18 protein-coding genes and 1 rRNA gene are annotated in these 19,887 nt (G+C 28.4%); 3 read left to right on the top strand and 16 right to left on the bottom strand.

Translation table 11 applies throughout. The annotated features are described in order from the left end of the window. From IR151_RS11880 to IR151_RS11870, 3 genes are all read right to left on the bottom strand, one after another. A 16S ribosomal RNA gene (locus IR151_RS11880) occupies nt 1-62 on the bottom strand; the annotation flags it as partial. A 537-nt stretch (nt 63-599) separates the two neighbouring features. Continuing rightward, complete coding sequence (locus IR151_RS11875) at nt 600-2,990, bottom strand: heavy metal translocating P-type ATPase (RefSeq protein WP_227434730.1); 2,391 nt, start codon at nt 2,988-2,990, stop codon at nt 600-602. Nucleotides 2,991-3,012: 22 nt separating this feature from the next. Beyond that, a complete protein-coding gene (locus IR151_RS11870) occupies nt 3,013-3,378 on the bottom strand; it encodes an ArsR/SmtB family transcription factor (protein ID WP_227434729.1) in 366 nt (121 codons plus the stop codon). A 202-nt stretch (nt 3,379-3,580) separates the two neighbouring features. On the opposite strand from IR151_RS11870, the gene IR151_RS11865 reads away from it, so the two are divergent. Beyond that, nucleotides 3,581-4,441 carry a hypothetical protein gene (locus tag IR151_RS11865; protein WP_227434728.1) on the top strand — a complete coding sequence of 287 codons (861 nt, stop codon included), beginning with the start codon at nt 3,581-3,583 and terminating at the stop codon, nt 4,439-4,441. Between the two features lie 328 nt (nt 4,442-4,769). On the opposite strand, the gene IR151_RS20475 is transcribed toward IR151_RS11865, so the two are convergent. Beyond that, the gene (locus IR151_RS20475) at nt 4,770-4,865 is read right to left on the bottom strand and encodes a DUF6485 family protein (RefSeq protein ID WP_227434727.1); all 96 of its coding nucleotides are present in this window, start codon (nt 4,863-4,865) and stop codon (nt 4,770-4,772) included. 478 nt (nt 4,866-5,343) lie between these two features. Next, nucleotides 5,344-6,432 carry a hypothetical protein gene (locus IR151_RS11855; protein WP_227434726.1) on the bottom strand — a complete coding sequence of 363 codons (1,089 nt, stop codon included), beginning with the start codon at nt 6,430-6,432 and terminating at the stop codon, nt 5,344-5,346. A 125-nt stretch (nt 6,433-6,557) separates the two neighbouring features. Here IR151_RS11855 and IR151_RS11850 point away from each other — a divergent pair, with 125 nt between their 5' ends. After that, the gene (locus tag IR151_RS11850) at nt 6,558-7,286 is read left to right on the top strand and encodes an HAD family hydrolase (protein ID WP_227434725.1); all 729 of its coding nucleotides are present in this window, start codon (nt 6,558-6,560) and stop codon (nt 7,284-7,286) included. 323 nt (nt 7,287-7,609) lie between these two features. Here the strand turns inward: IR151_RS11850 and IR151_RS11845 are convergent, their stop codons facing one another. The 4 genes from IR151_RS11845 to IR151_RS11830 all read right to left on the bottom strand — a co-directional run bounded on the left by IR151_RS11845 (nt 7,610) and on the right by IR151_RS11830 (nt 10,415). Next, nucleotides 7,610-8,107 carry a hypothetical protein gene (locus tag IR151_RS11845; protein ID WP_227434724.1) on the bottom strand — a complete coding sequence of 166 codons (498 nt, stop codon included), beginning with the start codon at nt 8,105-8,107 and terminating at the stop codon, nt 7,610-7,612. Nucleotides 8,108-8,117: 10 nt separating this feature from the next. After that, nucleotides 8,118-8,561 carry a hypothetical protein gene (locus IR151_RS11840; RefSeq protein WP_227434723.1) on the bottom strand — a complete coding sequence of 148 codons (444 nt, stop codon included), beginning with the start codon at nt 8,559-8,561 and terminating at the stop codon, nt 8,118-8,120. Beyond that, entirely contained in the window at nt 8,551-9,390 is an 840-nt protein-coding gene (locus IR151_RS11835) for a DUF5685 family protein (protein ID WP_227434722.1), read from the bottom strand. The genes IR151_RS11840 and IR151_RS11835 overlap by 11 nt, the downstream gene beginning before the upstream one ends. 410 nt (nt 9,391-9,800) lie before the next feature. Next, a complete protein-coding gene (locus IR151_RS11830) occupies nt 9,801-10,415 on the bottom strand; it encodes a TetR/AcrR family transcriptional regulator (RefSeq protein ID WP_227434721.1) in 615 nt (204 codons plus the stop codon). A gap of 265 nt (nt 10,416-10,680) precedes the next feature. On the opposite strand from IR151_RS11830, the gene IR151_RS11825 reads away from it, so the two are divergent. Next, nucleotides 10,681-11,325, top strand: coding sequence for a nitroreductase family protein (locus IR151_RS11825; RefSeq protein WP_227434720.1), 645 nt, complete (start codon nt 10,681-10,683; stop codon nt 11,323-11,325). 366 nt (nt 11,326-11,691) lie between these two features. On the opposite strand, the gene IR151_RS11820 is transcribed toward IR151_RS11825, so the two are convergent. From IR151_RS11820 to rbsK, 7 genes are all read right to left on the bottom strand, one after another. After that, a complete protein-coding gene (locus IR151_RS11820) occupies nt 11,692-13,077 on the bottom strand; it encodes a M20 family metallopeptidase (protein ID WP_413927360.1) in 1,386 nt (461 codons plus the stop codon). A 164-nt stretch (nt 13,078-13,241) separates the two neighbouring features. Further along, nucleotides 13,242-13,985, bottom strand: a complete 744-nt coding sequence (locus IR151_RS11815) for a glutamine amidotransferase (RefSeq protein WP_227434718.1) — start codon at nt 13,983-13,985, stop codon at nt 13,242-13,244. A gap of 19 nt (nt 13,986-14,004) precedes the next feature. Further along, nucleotides 14,005-15,267, bottom strand: a complete 1,263-nt coding sequence (locus IR151_RS11810) for a M20 family metallopeptidase (protein WP_227434717.1) — start codon at nt 15,265-15,267, stop codon at nt 14,005-14,007. A 154-nt stretch (nt 15,268-15,421) separates the two neighbouring features. Continuing rightward, nucleotides 15,422-16,420 carry an ABC transporter permease gene (locus tag IR151_RS11805; protein ID WP_227434716.1) on the bottom strand — a complete coding sequence of 333 codons (999 nt, stop codon included), beginning with the start codon at nt 16,418-16,420 and terminating at the stop codon, nt 15,422-15,424. Then, nucleotides 16,404-17,915: a sugar ABC transporter ATP-binding protein gene (locus tag IR151_RS11800; RefSeq protein ID WP_227434715.1), complete on the bottom strand. Its 1,512-nt coding sequence runs from the start codon at nt 17,913-17,915 to the stop codon at nt 16,404-16,406. Before IR151_RS11800 ends, IR151_RS11805 begins: the two co-directional genes overlap by 17 nt. A gap of 50 nt (nt 17,916-17,965) precedes the next feature. Beyond that, nucleotides 17,966-18,922 carry a substrate-binding domain-containing protein gene (locus tag IR151_RS11795; protein ID WP_227434714.1) on the bottom strand — a complete coding sequence of 319 codons (957 nt, stop codon included), beginning with the start codon at nt 18,920-18,922 and terminating at the stop codon, nt 17,966-17,968. Between the two features lie 47 nt (nt 18,923-18,969). Then, on the bottom strand, nt 18,970-19,863 hold the full coding sequence (gene rbsK / locus IR151_RS11790; RefSeq protein ID WP_227434713.1) for a ribokinase: 894 nt from the start codon (nt 19,861-19,863) through the stop codon (nt 18,970-18,972). Nucleotides 19,864-19,887: the final 24 nt, after the last annotated feature.

Raw genomic sequence — 19,887 nt, 5'->3', positions numbered from 1 at the left:
ACTTGCATGTGTTAGGCACGCCGCCAGCGTTCATCCTGAGCCAGGATCAAACTCTCAAATAAAAGTTTATCAGGCTCAGATACTATTGTTATCTAAATATCTGGCTTTATGGTTTGTTTCTTGTTTTTATAAATTAACCTACTGTTTAATTTTCAAAGTTCATTTTTCATGTTTGCCCTTTTCTTAAGGACAAGTAATACTATATCACCTTAAAAATAATTCGTCAACACTTTTTAAATTTTTTTTTAAGTTTTTTTAATTTCCATTGTCATATATTCCATCATAATGTAGTAATACCATAGTCTCAATCAATTTTAATATATTTATAATTTTTTATAAAAAATCACATTTGCTTATCTTAACTATTAATATTTTAAATATTTCTATATACAAATTCAACAGTTATAATAGAATTATCCCTATATAGATTGAAAAAATACAGTAGAAAATACAGACAATAAATAAGAATATAGAAATAAATGTAAATAAATATAATAATAAAAGAAGAAGTATTAATACAGTTAGAATAAACTTATCAATACTTCTTCTTTTATTATCTATCTTTTAATATTATAATCTATTCATTTTTAACTTACATATTATCTCATAGCTCTCATAGCATTTAGTACTGCAATAAGTGCTACCCCTACATCAGCAAATATAGCCTCCCACATAGTAGCTATTCCTCCAGCTCCTAATGCCATAACTATAACTTTTACACCTAGAGCAAATATTATATTTTGCCATACTATCTTATTAGTCTTATTTGCTATTTCAATGGCTTTAGATATTTTACTTGGTTCATCTGTCATAAGTACCACATCTGCTGCTTCAATAGCTGCATCTGAACCTAAACCTCCCATTGCTATACCAACATCTGCTCTGGCTAAAACTGGTGCATCATTTATTCCATCACCAACAAAAGCTATTTTTTCTTTTTCTGTTCTACCTTCATACAACTCTTCTAGTCTATCTACCTTTTCATTAGGAAGTAAATTAGAGTAAACTGTATCTAACTCCAACTCTTTAGCAATGTTTTTTGCTACTTTTTCATTATCTCCAGTTAACATTACAACTTTTTTTACTCCTATTGATTTTAAACTTCTTATGGCATTTTTACTATCTTCTTTTATCTCATCAGATATAACTATATAACCTCTATACATTTTATCAACAGCAATATACACTACTGTTCCTACTTCTTTAGCTGGTGAATAGAGTATATTTTCCTTTTTCATAAGTTTTTCATTACCTGCCAATATAAGTTGACCATTGTATTTTACTCTGATTCCATAGGCTGCTATTTCCTCATAACTATCTATTGTATTTAAATCAATTTTTTTACTATAGTAGCTTAATATAGACTTTGCTATTGGATGATTTGAATTTACTTCTGCAAGAGCTGCATATTGCAATAATTCTTCTTCTGATATTCCCACAGGATTTAACTTAGTTACATTAAACACACCTTTAGTAAGAGTTCCTGTTTTGTCAAACACTACTGTATCTACACTTCTTAAAGCCTCTAAGTAATTACTTCCCTTTATAAGTATTCCATTTTTAGATGCAAATCCAATCCCACTAAAGAAACTAAGTGGTATTGATAAAACTAATGCACAAGGACAAGAAACAACTAAGAATATCAACCCTCTGTATAGCCAATCACTAAATACTTCACCTGAAATAACAAGTGGTGGTACAAATGCTATCAATAAAGCAGCTATAACTACTACTGGAGTATAGTATCTTGAAAATTTAGATATAAAATTTTCTGTTTTTGATTTTTTAATGCTAGAATTTTCAACAAGGTCAAGTATTTTTGAAACTGTTGACTCTCCAAAGCTCTTTGTAACCTCAATAGTAAGTAAAGCATTCTTATTTATAACACCTGATAAAATTTCGTCTCCTTTTTCAACTTCCCTTAATACAGACTCACCTGTAAGTGCAGAAGTGTCTAACATAGATACTCCATCTACTACTACACCATCCAATGGCACTTTTTCACCAGGTTTTACTACTATTATATCACCTATATTTACTTCTTCTGGAGATACTACTTTCACTTCAGAGTTAACTTTTAGGTTTGCATAATCTGGTCTTATTTGCATAAGTGAAGTTATAGACTTTCTAGACTTTCCAACCGCAACACCTTGTAAATACTCTCCTACCTTATAGAAAAGCATAACTCCTACTGCTTCTGATAGTTCTCCTATTAATAATGCCCCTACTGTTGCTAGAGCCATTAAGAAGTTTTCATCAAATACTCTTCCTTTTGATATATTTCTTATTGCTCTTAAAAGTACATCTCCACCTACTATCACATAAGCAACTATAAATACTATATTGCTAAATTGACTTTCAAATCCTGTTGCTGTTTGATATATACCAAAAATATATACAAGAGCTCCTATTATAAGTGGAATTAATTCTTTTTTATTTGCATCGCTCACAGTTTCTGACTTTTCAACCGTTCTAGATTTTGTTTTGTCAGAAGACTCTACTTGTATATCAAGCCCTGGTTCTGTTGAGTCTATTATTTCTTTTATTTTATTTATAACAGCATCTTCTTCAAAAGTACTTATTATGTTTACTGTAAGTTTTTTATTTACAAAATTCAAATTAGAAGATTCAACCTCTTTTAGTTTAGAAACTTTGTTGTTAATCTCTTCTGCACAATGTGCACAATTTAACCCTCCTAATATAAGCTCCTTTTTAGCTGATGTTTTGTTGGCTATTGTATTGTCTTTAGAGCTTATTTGTATATTAAGTCCTGGTTCTGTTGAATCTATTATCTCTATTATCTTTTCTATAGTATTTTCTTCATCAAAACTATTTTCTATATTTACTGTAAGTTTTTTATTTATAAAATTTAGATTAGAAGACTTAACCTCTTGTAGCTTAGAAACTTTGTTGTTAATCTCTTCTGCACAATGCGCACAATTCAATCCTCCTAATACAAATTCCTTTTTAATTATATTATTTGCTTCCATATATATTCACTCCTCTCATTTATCATTTATAAGTCTCTCTAATATGATTTAATCCACAGTCAAATATTTGACTTATATGGCTATCATCTAATGAGTAATATACCGTCTTTCCTTCTCTTCTAAATTTTACTAACCTAGCCTGTTTTAATACTCTAAGTTGGTGAGATATTGCAGAGTGAGTCATATTTAATAAACTTGCTATATCACATACACACATTTCATTTGCAAATAATGCATATAATATCTTTACTCTAGTAGTATCTCCAAATACTTTAAATAATTCTGCTAAATCATATAACATTTCTTCATCTGGCATAGTTGACTTAGCTTCTGTTACTATTTCCTCATGTATTATATTACAACTACAATCATTTATCTCTTCTCTCATTATATAATCCTCCATTATTTTAATATATGAATAACTGTTCATATGTTCATTATATGCTATTATATCTAATTTCGCAACAATATTTTTTTATTTATTTAATAATAATTAGAATGCACATATTATGGAGTTTTTTAATATATATATTATTAGAATAAGTTTTTGTAAACTTTTTTATAGTTTTTCTAGGAGGTGCAAGTTTAATATGAGTAATAAGAAAAAAAAGAACTTAGATACTAGCTACATGCCTTACTTAGACCCTGCTAATTATGCAGATTATATTACTAATGAAGAAATTCCTCAAGATGAGTTGAGAAATGACCCACAAATCCCTAGTGGTTATACAAAAATACCTAATAATCAGAATATAAGTAACATTTATCCTAATAGCGTAAATAATTATCCTAAAAGTAGTAATTCTCCAAACAACTTGCCTAACACAAATAATACATCTGGAAATATGAACTACAACACATCTACTCCAAACAATATGCCTAACAACATGAACTATAATACATCTAATAATATGAACAATATGGGTGTACCCACTAATATGTCTGGTAACATGAATAACAATATGGGTATGCCTAACAACATGTCTGGTAACATGAATAATAATATGGGTATGCCTAACAGCATGTCTAGTAACATGAATAATAATATGGGTATGCCTAATAACATGTCTGGTAATATGAATAATAATATGGGTATGCCTAATAACATGTCTGGTAACATGAATAACAATATGGGTATGCCTAACAATATGTCTGGCAACATGAATAATATGGGGTATAATATGAATAACATGTCTGGCAACATGAATAATATGGGATATAATATGAATAACATGGGTATTCCTAACTTATCATGTAATCAAAATATGCCTCCTAATGTACTTATGATGATACCAGGTGTTATATGTCATAATACAATGAATGGTATGCCTGTAGTTATGCCTAGTAATATGCCTTCTAACATGTATCCGACTCCTTATGGTTCTAGTAATATGTCTATACAAGGCATGCCACAAACTAATATTGAGGAGTTTGATGAGGAAGAAATGTAAAATATTTTTATTTTTTAAATAAATTGTATAAGACCTTAATAATTGAACATAATAGTAAATGTATTCCTCATAATATTCCCCCAATATTATTATAGGTATAAAATTTTGATTGAATATCCTTTTATTTAGTCAAAAAATATTAACATAATCTAATAAAATAAATGTAAATAAAAAATCAGATAAAATAAAATTTTATCTGATTTTTTATTTACATTTAACTTAATACTTAAAAAATATCCCTGCATATCACTATTTGTTTGATGTTTATGGAAGTAACCCACAAATCCTTGAATGGAGTAGTCAATTACATCACTTATATCTTCATTAACTATACAAAAAAACATGCTGGCGTTTTCTTCTCTTTTAGATTGTCAAGGATACATGGTCTACACTCTTTCTCATATTTTTTGGATTTATTTGGCATTTCTCAACTTAAGTTTACTAACTCTATGTTATAATGACTCTAACAAGTCATTATCTTGTTTATAGTAGGCATTATTTTGAATAAAATATGTGTATTTTACTTTTCTGGAACTGGTATGATTCTAATATATTTACAAATAAATAAAAGCTAGTAATTCTATTATAACTATCATTCATGACTCTTTAAGATTATTTTATTTTCATTATAAAACTTCATTGCTTCATCATATAACAATCATAAAATATATCTTACTCCCTATATATCTAGTAATATGTTGAGATACGGTATGCTAAAAACCAATATTGGCAAATATTATAAAAAAAAGAAATAAAATATTTTTATATAAATTGTATAAAATTTTAATAATTGACCACAATAATAAATGTATTCCTCATAATATTCCCCCAATATTATAGAAATAAATTTAAGCGAGATTAAATTCAGTTAATCTCGCTTAAATAATGTCAAAAATCATATACTATTCCAAAAAATCATCAAAGTCTATTGAATCTGACTCTGCAAAATCGTATAAAGCATTTTGCTCAAAGAAAAATTTCTCTTCAAATTTAATATATTTGCTATAATTAGACTGACTTATTTCATTAATACAATTACAATCATTATCACTATAAGTCCCTATAAAAAACTTGTTTCCCATTAAGTAATATATAGCTTTCATATCATTATTTATTATATATACATTTTCTTTAACATGGTCATTATTAAAATTAAATCTAGTAAAAAATATACCTTCATTCATATTACTTTTTAATAAGAACGGATTTTCTTCATAAAATACTTTTGCAAATTCCTCAGGTGAACTTACGCTATATACACTTACAAATTCACTCTTAGAAATTTCATCAAAAACTTCAAAATCGTACATAGGCTCTTTATCTGTTACTAGCATAGAATTGATTTTAAAACCAGTATCATTACATTTACTTATACAAAAGGCTATTTTACATGTATAATACCCATCATTATCTTCATATAAAGCCTCACTAATATACCTACCTTGTCCTTTATTACTTACTGTATTTTTAAGTAATGTACCATTGATATTTGTAATATGCATATTTGCAATCTCTTCACTTCCTGAAAAGTATCTTAAGCTTTCTCTATCCCATGCTATAAACCTCATAGTCATATAGTTTATGAATTCAACTTCCTCATCAACTCTTTTACATATTTTATTATATAATTTTTCTATAGTTAAATCTGTTTTATAATTTTTTATAATGTCAATGTATTCACATTTATCTCCTGGCAATATCTTGTTATAACAAATATTCTTATTTCCAAAATAAGATACTAAAAACAGAGATTCCTCCTCTGTTAATCCAATTCTATCTGAGCCAAATCCACCCATTAATCTTTCTTCTTCCCTATAAGCTTCTTCTTGTGTTGGATTTTTTAAACTCACATAATCCGCCAGACCTAATCCTTCTGCATCCAATAAAAAATATTGACAAAAGTGATTGTTTTTATTGTCTATCCAATTTATTATAAGACCCAAGCTCCCCATAAGTCTAGAATTTGTAACCTTTGCAAAATTAAAATTCATACAATCACGTCCTTTAAAATTTAAAATCTTTGTTTTTTAATATATAAATTATTATACATATATTTTAACAACTTAGGTATAATTTATAATATAATATAAGGAAATGATTAATTGAGGTGGTTTTTATGAAAAATATAGCAGCTTTTTTTGATATAGATGGTACTCTTTATAGGGACTCTCTTATGGTTGAACATTTTAAGAAATTAATTAAATATGATATAATTGACCAAAAAAATTGGTATAAACACGCCAGAGATACATTTATGGATTGGGATAAAAGACAAGGCAACTATGATGATTACTTACTAGAAATATGTAATCTTTATGTTGACTCCTTAAAAGGCTTAGACAAAACTTGCATTAATTTTACAAGTGACCAAGTAATTAAATTAAAAGCAGATAGAGTTTATAAATACACACGTTCAAGAATAGATTGGCATTTAAATCAAGGTCACATAGTTATCTTTATTTCTGGCAGCCCTGGGTTTTTGGTTGAAAAAATGGCTAAAAAATACAATGTAACTGACTTCTTAGGAAGTGATTATGTATTTGAAGATGATATATTTACAGGAACAGTCATACCAATGTGGGATTCTATAAGTAAAAATAACGCTATAAATGATTTTGTTGTAAAATATGATTTAGACCTATCAAATTCGTACGCTTATGGAGATACTAATGGCGATATAAATATGCTAAAAAGAGTTGGAAATCCAATAGCAATAAATCCTACAAAAGAACTTTTGGCTCAAATATCACTTAATAAGGAAATTTCTAAAAATGTTGAAATAATAGTAGAAAGAAAAGACATTATCTATTCTTTATCTACAGATGTTAATATGGTAGATATTTAATTTATATTAGCTCTTTTAAAGACTTATACAACAAAAGTCTTATTATAATAAAGGATGTCATCATTGAAGTGATATCCTTTATTTTTATTCATATTATATATTTTAGTTCATAGATGGTAAGTATCTATTTCAAATATAAAAATTGTTATTGCTAAAACATTAAAAGTTTGTATAACAACATAAAAAGACTCTGATATAAAAATCAAAGCCTTTTTTATTAAATAAACTCATACATATGTTAATTTTATTTTTATATTTCAATGTACCTTTGCAAATGTATTATTCATATAAAAATTAAAACCATTCTAAAGTAAAACATTAAGTCAGTTGTTATTTTTAAATAACATCTTTCTTAGTCTATTATTGTAATAATCTATAAAAGAACTATATACATAATCATATATTATAAAGGCTACCTCAAATGAAGCTACTATAATAATATTTATTGGAATATAAACTATTGTCCTTAATATAAAGTACAATATAACTATCATTATATTTGCAAATACTACTTTCATAAGATACTCAATATATATTGACCTATCTTTTTCTATAAAATATTTAACAATACCATATATCCCAAAAGTAAGAGAATATACAATCCATTGAGATTTACTTGCCATTACTATAAATCCTAATGCTACAGAACCTATATAAAAAGCAATTCCACTTTTAAATCCCCATTCCATTATTACAATTGATACTAAAAGCGATGCTAACCCCATAATAAACAATGTATTTACAGGAATAATATTTGTAAGAGTTAACAGTATCACATTTAATGCTAATAAAACTCCTCCATAAGCAACTTTTATACTCATATTTATCATCCTAACAACAAGATATTAAATCTCCACCAAAACATTCACAACAGGAATCTAGACACCAAAGTTTAGCGCAGTTTTCACAACAATCATCACCTAGACAGCAACAACAGTCATCACAACAACAGCAACAACATCCATCTAAATCATTACGTCTTCTTCTATTATAATTATCAGCTCTATTGTTATATTCATTTCTATATTGTGTATAACTTCTAAGTGCATCATTGTATTCTTGATTTTCAGGCTCCATGAATTTTGCTCTCTTTAAGAAGTCTTCTCCTTCTTCATAATATCCAATATTCATCGCAGAAAAACCAGTTAGATAATACCACTCTGCACATTTGTCAGTTAATGTTTTTAAAAAATCATAGGCTTTTTTAAATTCACTATTTTCCATAAAAGCTCTTGCTCTCATAAAATTTTCATTATTATAAGTATTACTGTACATTCTTTCCACCTCTACTTTCTAATATATTCATGTATCTTAAATAAACTCCAGAATAAATTATATTTTCTATTATTCCAACGTTTTTATTTAGATTTAAATTATCAATTCCCCTAGCTAAAAAACCTAATGATGTTACAATTATTTTTTTTACTTTTTCTTTTAACTCATCATTTTTATCTATATATTCTATAAAAGGATTATATCTTCCTTTCTTAAAATCTTCATCTAAATCTTCATATGCATCTAGTAAATATATATATTTACCTATATTAAAGCCTATCATTCTTAGATTTCTCTCATTTTCATCTTTTTTATATGCAAATACTTCTCCCATTATATTTCCAAAGACATTAGACACTTCATCTATATTTATATTTTTGTCCTTTTCTAACTTATTTAATTCATTTAATTGTTGCTTTATATACTCAGCTTTTTCAGGATATTTCTCATAGGCTAAGTTTAATTTGTTTTTATATATATAATATGCTAATTTATCTTTTATGCGTTTATCATCCATTAAATTATCTTCCAATTTATAATACGTTAAAAGAACATTCATACTTGCTGCATATTCGGTAATATCATTTGTTATTATCTTTTTCTTCTTAAATGGACTGACTACACACACTTCTTCTGTACTTATAGACTCTGGCTTATATACTGAAGTTAATAAGATAATTAGAAATGTTATATCGTAGTTTAAAGAAAACCTTGAGATTTCTCCATGATTTCTTTTTAGATATTTACATAACCCACAATAATAAGCTTTGTAATGGTCATATTCTCTAAATGTTAAATCCATTTTGTTTATTTTAACATATCCAAACATAAATACTCCTTCTTGTACTACTTTTTATATAATAAATTATAATTTGTATTGTAACAATCTATATCTATAAATATCACATTTAACTCTTTTATATTCTCAATACTTCTTTATGGTTTATAAAAAGTATTGTGACTTACATAAATATTTACTTTGTTATCTATAAACTCATTATATTTATTTTCTAAATCATTTATTATATAGTACATTATGTAAGTTTTTACTCTTTTTTACTTACTAATGTTATATATCCTTTTGACTTACTATGTGTTATCTCTAAGTTACTTATATCATTTAACAGTAGTATATCCTTTGCATTTGAACAAGTCATTATTTCTCTATTTTTTATTAATTATTATTATATCATTAATAAAATTATAATTCATTGTTTAGAATTATTTTTCTGATGGTTTTTATGAGTCTTTACGAATACCTACTGCTCTTAATGGACCAAGTAACGACATTCTAGCAAGTATCAGTGCCATTTCATCAGGAGATTCTTTCATGTTTTTTTCAAGCCAATATTGAATTACACCTAAGTCCGCTGAAAGTATATATTGTATAAAATATTCTTCCGAAATTATTGCCTCATCTATGTTAAAATTTTTTAATTTTTGTTTCTCAAACAAATTGATTTCAATAAATTTTTTTATTTTTCTTTCAAAGGTAGGGTCACCTTTTGGACCTAAAATAGATTTAATAATTACTGAATTTTTTCTAAAATATTCAAAAAGCTTTACCATAAATGGAAGAGGTTCATTTGAGGCATCCATGTTCATCATGTTGACTGAATCAAGGTGCTTAGTCTCTTCTTCAATTTCCTGTATTATTTCATTTTCAATTTTCTCTAACAAGTCATACTTATCAACATAATGCAGGTAGAAGGTTCCTCTATTTATATCTGCCCTTTGAGTTAAGTCAGTAACTGATATATTGTTAAATCCTTTCTCATCTATTAACTCTGCTAATGCAGACCTAATCATTTTTTTAGTACGTATTGTTCTTCTATCAACAGATACTTTTTTCATGAATTATTTCCTCGCTCTATATAAATTTTTTTAATTTTAATTGACAATTTTATATTAAATGTTTATTACTTAACAATTTAAATATTATTGTTCATTGCATAAATCAATATACATATTATAATATACATATAGATTATTAATCAACAATGTGTTCATAAAAAATAGCGAATTGATTTGAAGTAAATGTTTAATATGACCTAAAATTTCGCCTTTATATGAATACATTATAGGATATCTTAAGAATAAGTATTAATGGAGGATAAAAATGAACAATTTAGATAAAAACAATGTTAATGAAGTTTTGGATATGCTATTAAGAACTCGAAGATCCATAAGAAGTTTTACAAAAGAAGTACCTTCAAAAGAACTGGTTGAAAAAATAATTGAAACTGGAAGACTTGCACCTTATGCAATACTTGCAGTAGCAAAACAAACAGATTTCAGACATTTCTTTGTTATCTCAAATAACAGTTTACAAATGGATAAAATAAAAACTATTCTTATTGATGTTATTAAAACTCAAATATCAACCCATGAGAAGAAGGCCGATAATGACATAGCTCTACAATCCTTCATTACTTCTTTAAAGATGCAAGTTAAAAAAGGGGTTCTTGGTGTAGGGTCAGCACCTTATCTTATTATTGTGGCAGAACGTCGTGGAATACCAGCCATAGAACAAAAGTCATTATCTCATGTTATGCAGAATATGTGGCTTAAAGCAACTGCTTTAGGATTAGGTTTTGAACTTGTTAGTGTAATAGGAAGATTAAGTAATAATAAAGATTTTTGCGATATTTTAGGAGTACCAACAGGTGAATATGGCTTTGATGCCTGTACAATTGGTTTCCCTACAACATCTGTAATTAAGGAAGGCAGAGCCATTCCTCATCCATCAATAAAATGGATATAATAAATAATATTGAAAACCAAATATTTATAAACTATTCTTACATATTTTTAATAATAGATGACATGCTGTTTCTCAGAGGAATCTATAATTTAACTGAGCCTAAGATAATCAAATTAATTACAAACAAAGAATAAATATAATAAAAGGACTTATAAATTATAAGTCCTTTTATTGAGCCTGAAATTAAATTCTTTTCCTTCAACTCTGGTAAATAACTTTCCTGTATTTCTTTTAAAGTATATGTATATCCACCATAATCAATTATTTTTACTTTTGTCTGTGTCTTAGAATTAGTCGTTCCTATGGCTCTCAATATATATTTATACTAATTCATACAATTCAATCTTACTTACATTAAGTTAATTTTTAAATAATTGGAGTATATTCAAAACTGCCTAAAGTATCTTTTAATTCCTTTTTTGCTTTATCTACAATAGATTCATCAAGCATTACATCATTTATTGAACATGCTATAGATTTTGATGCTAACAACATCGCTTTAAATCCCATGTCAGAACCTGCACTAGCGCAAGATTGCCATGTATGAGCAGAAATACCAATAGGCCAAACTGAACAAGAACATTGTGCTGTGGGAGTTATGTAACTAACATCTCCAATATCTAATGATAGTGATATACAGTTATTATGAGTAAAGGTATCATCTGTAACTTCATCATGTAGATTCATCTTAGTAATCTCCTTGTTTCCACTTAATACACTAGACACATTAATTCTTTTATCTATAGAAACTGTTTCAACTAATTTTTTTGCAAAATAGTAGTCATCTTCATCATACTTTTGTACTCCTATCAATTTCATGTTTTTTGATAAAACATCTGTTAATATTGTATTTGGAATATAGTCATATACTCCACTTACAATATTATATTCCATACTAGTACCAGTCATCAATGCTGCTCCTTTTGCTATATCAACAATTCTGTCAAATATATCTCTTACATGCTCCATTTTAACGCCTCTTATGTAATACCATACTTCTGCAAAGTCTGGAACTATGTTTGGCATTTTTCCACCATTAGTAGTTACATAATGAACTCTACAGCTATCAAATATATGCTCTCTTAAATAGTTACAGCCTATGTTCATAAGTTCCACTGCATCAAGTGCACTTCTTCCGTTATAAGGAGCTTGTGCTGCATGTGCACTAACACCCTTGTATCTAAACTTTACAGAATAATTAGCAAGAGTTGGAATTCTTATTGGAGTGTTTATATCAAATGGATGCCAACTAAATGCACAATCAATTCCATTAAAGAAACCTTTTTTTATCATTAATACTTTTCCTGACAAATCTTCTTCTGCTGGACATCCATAATATTTTATAGTTCCTTTCAATTTTTTTAGTTTGATTAGTTCCTTTATTGCAATTACAACTCCTATTGAACCCGTACCAAGTAAATTATGTCCACAACCATGACCCGCACCACCATCTGAAATAGGTTCTTTTGTAATGGATACTTTTTGAGACAAACCATCTAATGCATCATATTCACCTAAAACTGCTATAACTGGCTTACTTTCTCCATAGCTAGCTACAAATGCTGTATCCATATCCTCTAATTCATCTACACTAAAATCATGTTTTTTTAAATATTCTTTTTGTAAGTTTGAAGCATAATATTCTTTATATTGAAGTTCTGGATTTTTCCATATTTTATCTGATATATCTCTTAACTCTCCTTGTATTTTATCTATATAATCCATTATAAATTTTTTATTTAAATCATTTATATTAACCATATTCTCCTCCATAAGACTAATAATTATATTATTTGATTATATAAAATAATTATTTTTTAAATAGCTTCTATATTATAATCATTTTATATAAGAAAACCTCTTGACTTGTAAATTACACTTTATCAAGTAAGAGGTCTTTTAAATTTATAAAATTTTTAGCATGTTAACCAATCAAGCATATTAACCCATAATTTATTATAATATTTCCAATCAGTAAATTCTCTTGGACCCCAATGAGGTGCACAATCAGAACTAAAGATAGCAGATTTTCCTTTTCCAAATTCGCCAACAGCTACAAATGGGTCTCCTCCAATAGTCGCTAGCACAGGACAATTATCTTTAGCTATTGTCTTATTATATCCTAAAAACTGTGGCCATTCCTTTGGTATATCTTTTAAAACTGGATGTTCAGAATCAACAACGACTGGAGTTATTCCTGCTGGTTTTTCAACCCTATCATCTTTATCTATCATTGTTATTGGCAATACATCTTTGATAGCAGTTTCTCCAAATCTAGCTTTTGCATCTATACCTGTAAATGACATATATCCACCTACCATGATTAATGCTCCACCGCTATTTACATACTCTTTAACTAACTCAAGTCTATCTGGTTTACTATTACAATCTATAAATGTACTATTAGATAATAAGAATGTATTAGAACCTATATCAGATAATATTATACAATCATACTCATTTAACTCTTCCAATTTATATGGAAAACTGTCTGCTGCTACATGTGCAGGCATATGAACTGCTTCATATCCTCCAGACTCTACTGCTTCTTTTAACCATTTTACTGCTTCTTCATAATGTGTTGTAACAAATGTGTCAAATCCCTTTATATGAGTTATATTTTTTACCCACGATTCCCCTACTATTAATACTTTTTTCATCTATATATTCCTCCTACTTTTATAAGTTTAATATTAGACTGGCATACATAAGTATACTGTCTAAATACTCTTGAATTTCAACATACTCATCTATTGAATGACATTGTTCTATTGAACCTGGCCCTAATATTAGTGTTGGGATTTTAGCTAAGTTTTTCATCAGTCTTGCATCATTTCCAGCCGTTGACCCCTTTATATTTAGCTTTCTTTCTAAGGTTTCTTCTAATATCTTTTGAGTATTAACTATAAATTCAGATTGCTTGTCCATCTCAAAACCTAATCCTGATTGATATATATTTATCTCTGGTTTATTATCTTTAAGCCACAAATCTCCATCAGCTCTTGTCATTATAACCTTAGTTATATCTTCCACAACTTGCTCATAACTCATTGTATTTGGCAAGAAATGTACACATAAATTAAATACACATTTATCTGGTACAGTAGAACCTGCTGTTCCACCATTTATTACGCCTAGATTTATTGTAGGTGGAGGTAATAAAGCATGTTTATACCTCATAAGCCAATTATGTTCTAACTCTTTTATATCTTGGAGTAATAACATTGCCTTTTCTATAGCATTTACACCTTCCCACTTACTTCCACAGTGGAGAGATACACCTTTAACTTCAACCTCAAAGAATACAAATCCCATATGTGCAATTATTATGTCCTTCTCTGATGGTTCACAAATTACACAGTAATCTCCATCAATTCCATTCATAACTGCATTTATAGTTCCATTTCCTCCGCCTTCTTCATCTACCACCGACATTACCTTTATATTGCCAGGTATATTTAAGCCACTATCTTTTATAAGTTTTACAGCTAATATTGAAGCCATTAGACCAGATTTCATATCTGCAGTTCCAAGTCCATAAAGCTTCCCTTTATCTTCTGTAGCACAATATGGATTATATCTCCATTTTTTTATATCACCAGGTGGCATAGTATCTACATGACCATTAAAAACTATTGTCTTACCAGGCAAATTATCACTGTACTTACATATTAAATTATATCTATCATCATAATTGTGACCTAGATTACCTTCTTTATATATGTCTTTTGCCTTTTTAATTAAATCTTCGCTCATTTCTTGCCTATTTACACTAAAACCTATGGAATTTGCAAGTTTTTCAATATATTCTTGACCTTCCTTTTCAAATCCACCTAGTATTCCATGACCTACATCTTCGGTTTTGATACTTACAAGCTCTTTTAAATAGTCTATATATTCTTTTTTATTGCTATTTAATGTATCTAAGAGAATTTTTTTCATATTTCCTCCCAAGATTTATTTTCACATTTAAGATTTCAAAGTTAATATCCTCTGCTTAAATTACAATCTTTCTTTTTATTTAATACCTATCCTTTTTATTTAGCACCTATGCAAAACTAATAATTCTTATAGCTTACTAGTTAAGTAATATTTATTATTTTACTTTAGCTGATTTTTTTAATTTTATGTTATTTATCCATATAGCAAATAACATTACCAAACCTTTTATAATCATCTGATTATATGAAGATACACTCAATAGGTTTAATCCATTTCCTAATATTCCTATTATTCCAACACCTATACATGTACCTACTATAGAACCAGAACCACCCATCATATTAGTACCTCCAAGCACAACTGCTGCTATAGCATCCAATTCGGCTCCATCTCCAACAGTTGGTGAACCTGATGCTAAACGTGAAGATAATATTATTCCAGCTAAAGCTGTTAATAATCCAGCTAAGGCATATACTTTAACTATGACTTTATTTACTTTTACTCCACATAGTCTAGCTGCTTCTTCATTCCCACCTACAGCATGTACATGGCGTCCAAAATCAGTTCTTTTTAAGAGAAAATGTCCTGCTATTACGACTATAATCATAATTATAACTGGTATTGGTATTGGTCCAACATATCCTCTACCAAGCATCTTAAATGCATCTGTGTTTACTGATATAGGTCTCCCTCCTGTAAACACAAAGCTTGCTCCACTTATTATTGTCAACATAGCTAAAGTTACGATAAATGGTGGTAATTTTTGTGTTGAAATAATTGCACCTTTTATGATACCTAGTATTGTTCCAATTGCTAATGCCAGTAACATACCCACCCATACAGGTGCATTGTAATTCACTACTGTTGTAGCCCAAAATGTACCTACTAAAGCAATTACTGCTCCTACACTTAAGTCTATTCCTCCTGTAATTATTACAAAAGTCATCCCTACTGCAAGAATTGCATTTATTGATATTTGTCTTCCAACATTAATTAAATTATCTAAAGTTAAAAAATTAGATGAAGCTACACTCATTATTATAAAAATTATTACAAGTCCTATAGCTGCACTCCCCTGGTCTTTAAATACACTTGTTAATTTTGATAATAATGGAGATGAAGCATTTTCTTTATGCTTAGTTATTGAACTCATTAATTTTACCTCCAAAAGCCAATTTTAATACATTATTTTCAACCATTTCTTCACCTTCTAAAAAGCCACTTATATGACCCTCTCTCATAACCATTATCCTGTCACTCATTGATATCAACTCTGGTATCTCTGAAGATATCATTATGATACTTACGCCATCCTCTACCAAGTCACCCATTAGATTGTATATTTCTGCTTTAGCATTTACATCTATACCTCTAGTCGGTTCATCCATAATTAATATGTCTGGTTGTAATAAAAGCCATCTGGCTATTATAGCTTTTTGTTGGTTACCACCACTTAAGCTCTGTATAACCTGATTCATATGTGGAGTCTTTATTTTTAAAGCTTCTATGTATTTTTCTAAAACTTCTTTTTCTTTTTTTCTATCTATAACTGATTTAAATTTAGATACTTTCTTTAATCCTGCCATAGTTGTATTTTCTTTGACACTCATCTGTAAAAATAATCCAGTGCCCTTTCTATCTTCTGTTATCAAACCTAAACCATTTTCAATTGCATCCGATGGTGTTTTAAATTTAATTTCTTTATTATTTAAATATATTTTCCCAGAACTATATGTTCTAAGTCCAAATATAGCCTCTACGATTTCACTTCTCTTGCTTCCAACTAATCCACCTATTCCTAAAATTTCTCCTTTTCTTATATTAAAGCTGACATTATTAAAAACATTGTTTTTAGTTAGATTTTCTACCCTCATAATTTCTTCTTTGATTTCTACCTTTCTTTTAGGGAAAAATTGGTCTAATTTTCTATCTATCATTAAATTAACTAATTCTTCCTCAGATGATACTTCTTTGGTATTCAAAGTCGAAATCGTTTTCCCATCTCGCATTATAGTTATTCTGTCACAAATCTCAAAAAGTTCTTCCATTCTATGAGAAATATATATTATACTAACTCCACTACTCTTTAAATCATTTATAAGTCTAAAAAGTATCTCAGTTTCTTTTTTACTTATTGAAGATGTTGGCTCATCCATTATCAATACCTTAGTTTCTGATGATAAAACTCTTGCTATTTCAACCATTTGCTTTTGAGCTATACTAAGTTCTTTGACTAAGCTACTTGGATTTATATCTATTCCCATATTGTCAAAAATCTTTTTAGATTCTTCATTCATTTTTTTATCATTAGTTAAGACCTTGCCATTTATTTCTTTTCCCATAAAAATATTTTGTGCTACTGTCAATTCATCAAATACTGTTAATTCTTGATATATGGCATTTATACCTATTTTTTTAGAAATATCTGGTGATATATTTTCTATCTCTTTTCCTTCAAAAATAAATTTACCAGCAGTCTTTGCATGTGCACCAGTTAAAATCTTTATCATTGTTGATTTACCAGCACCATTTTCACCCAGTAGTGCATGAACTTCGCCATGAAATAACTCAAAATTAACATTATCCAACGCCCTAACTCCAGGAAATTCCTTAGCAATATTACTTAACTTTAGAATTATATTACTCATAATGACACTCCTTTTTAGATAGGATTTCTTTTAAATAATCTTATTTTTTATTAATTCTTAAAGTCTTTTATATTTTCTTTATCATAAAGTAAGGCTGGTACTGGTATATTTTTCTCTACCTTTTCACCTTTTATAGCCTTTACTACTGCTTCTACTGCCAAACGTCCCATTTCTTTAGGTTGTTGCTGAATCATAGCAAGAACAGTTCCATCTGTTATTCCAGTTGCTGCTTCATCAGTTAAATCAAATCCTACAATCTTAACATCCTTATTTTTTGCAGATTCAAGTGCAGCTTTAGCTCCTAATACACTATTTTCAGCTGTTGCATATATTATATCTACATTTGGATTAGATTGAATTAAGTTTTCTACAGTATTAAGAGATTCTTCTCTATCATATCCTGGTTGTGAGTTTAATATTTTAACATTAGCTGAACCTTTTAATGCTTCTTTAAACCCATCTATTCTTTGCATTTGTATTTGAGATTTTAAATCTGTTACTATTGCAATTTCTGATTTTCCACCTAAGTTTTCATCTATATACTTTTTAGTGTATTCGCCTAATTTTTTACCAGCATCGTAACTAACTGTTCCAACATAACTTGTAATATTTTCAGTATTTAATACAGCATCTACTGTAACTACAGGCATTTTTTCAAATGCTCCCTCTACAGCTGGTACTATAGCTGAATTATCTGTTCCAAGTACTATCATTCCATCTACATCCTGTTGTATAAAATCTTCTATAGCTGATGTTTGCTTAGCTACATCTTGGTCTGGGTCATTTACTATGACTTTTACACCTAGTTCTTTAGCTTTTTCTTTTATCCCTTCATCAATGTCTATAAAAAATTGATGTTGAAGAGTTATTGTAGATACCCCTATAGTTAAATCTTTCTTAGCTGAATTATCCTTCTTTTCTGATTTACCTGGTCCATCCATTGAACATCCTGTTAACATTCCTACTGCTAGTGTTGCAACAATTCCTAAAGATAAAATTTTTCTCATAATTACCCTCCATTTTTAATAGTTTTAGATTTGAACAATTTTAATTTTTATTTATTAATATCTAAATATTTTTCAACATCTTCCCTATAAGGCATTCCAGATTGAGCACCTAATTTTGTTACAGATAGTCCTGACACTACTACAGCATACCCTACTGCTGTATATAAGTCTTTGCCTTCTGTTATAGCTACTGACAATGCTCCATTAAAAGTATCACCTGCCCCTGTAGTATCTTGAACATCAACATTTATACAAGACACATGTTTTACTTCTTTACCATCATAAAATCTAGCTCCATTTTTTCCTTCTGTTACTACAAGTTTATTTGGATGTTTTTTTAATACTTCTTCTATACTTTCCTCTGTGTCAAAAACTATCTTATATTCATGTTCATTTGGTGTTAAATAGGTTACTTTTTCTATTATATCTTCATCTAATCTTATTGCTGGTGCTGGATTTAATAAAACCTTTATATTATTTTCAAAACAGAAATTTACTACATATTTTATTGTTTCTAGTGGAATCTCTAACTGTAGTAATACTATATCTGCATTCTTTATCTCTTCTTCATTCTTTTTAATTAAGTTTATATCTACTAGTTCATTTGTTCCTGGCACAACAACAATACTATTATCATTTTCACATAGTGTTATGACAGCAACACCAGAACTTTTTTGATTATTTCTAGCTATCAAATTATAATCAACTTTATTCTCTTTAAAATTTCGTATCAATTCTTCGCCTAAGCTATCTTCCCCTACACAAGATATCATTTTTACATTTGCACCTAACTTAGATGCTGAAACTGCTTGGTTAGCACCTTTTCCCCCAGGTGATGTAAAAAAGCTATTACCTAGTATTGTTTCTCCTTTTTCTGGTCTTTTATCTACAGAACATACCATGTCCATATTTACACTTCCTATGACAACTATGTTTCCCATTACGTTACTCCTTTACATATCTAT

It is taken from the genome of Clostridioides sp. ES-S-0006-03 (genome assembly GCF_020662275.1).
Lineage (GTDB): Bacteria > Bacillota > Clostridia > Peptostreptococcales > Peptostreptococcaceae > Clostridioides.
Note: the sequence above shows the minus strand (reverse complement) of the source record. Positions and strands in the feature narration are given on the sequence as shown.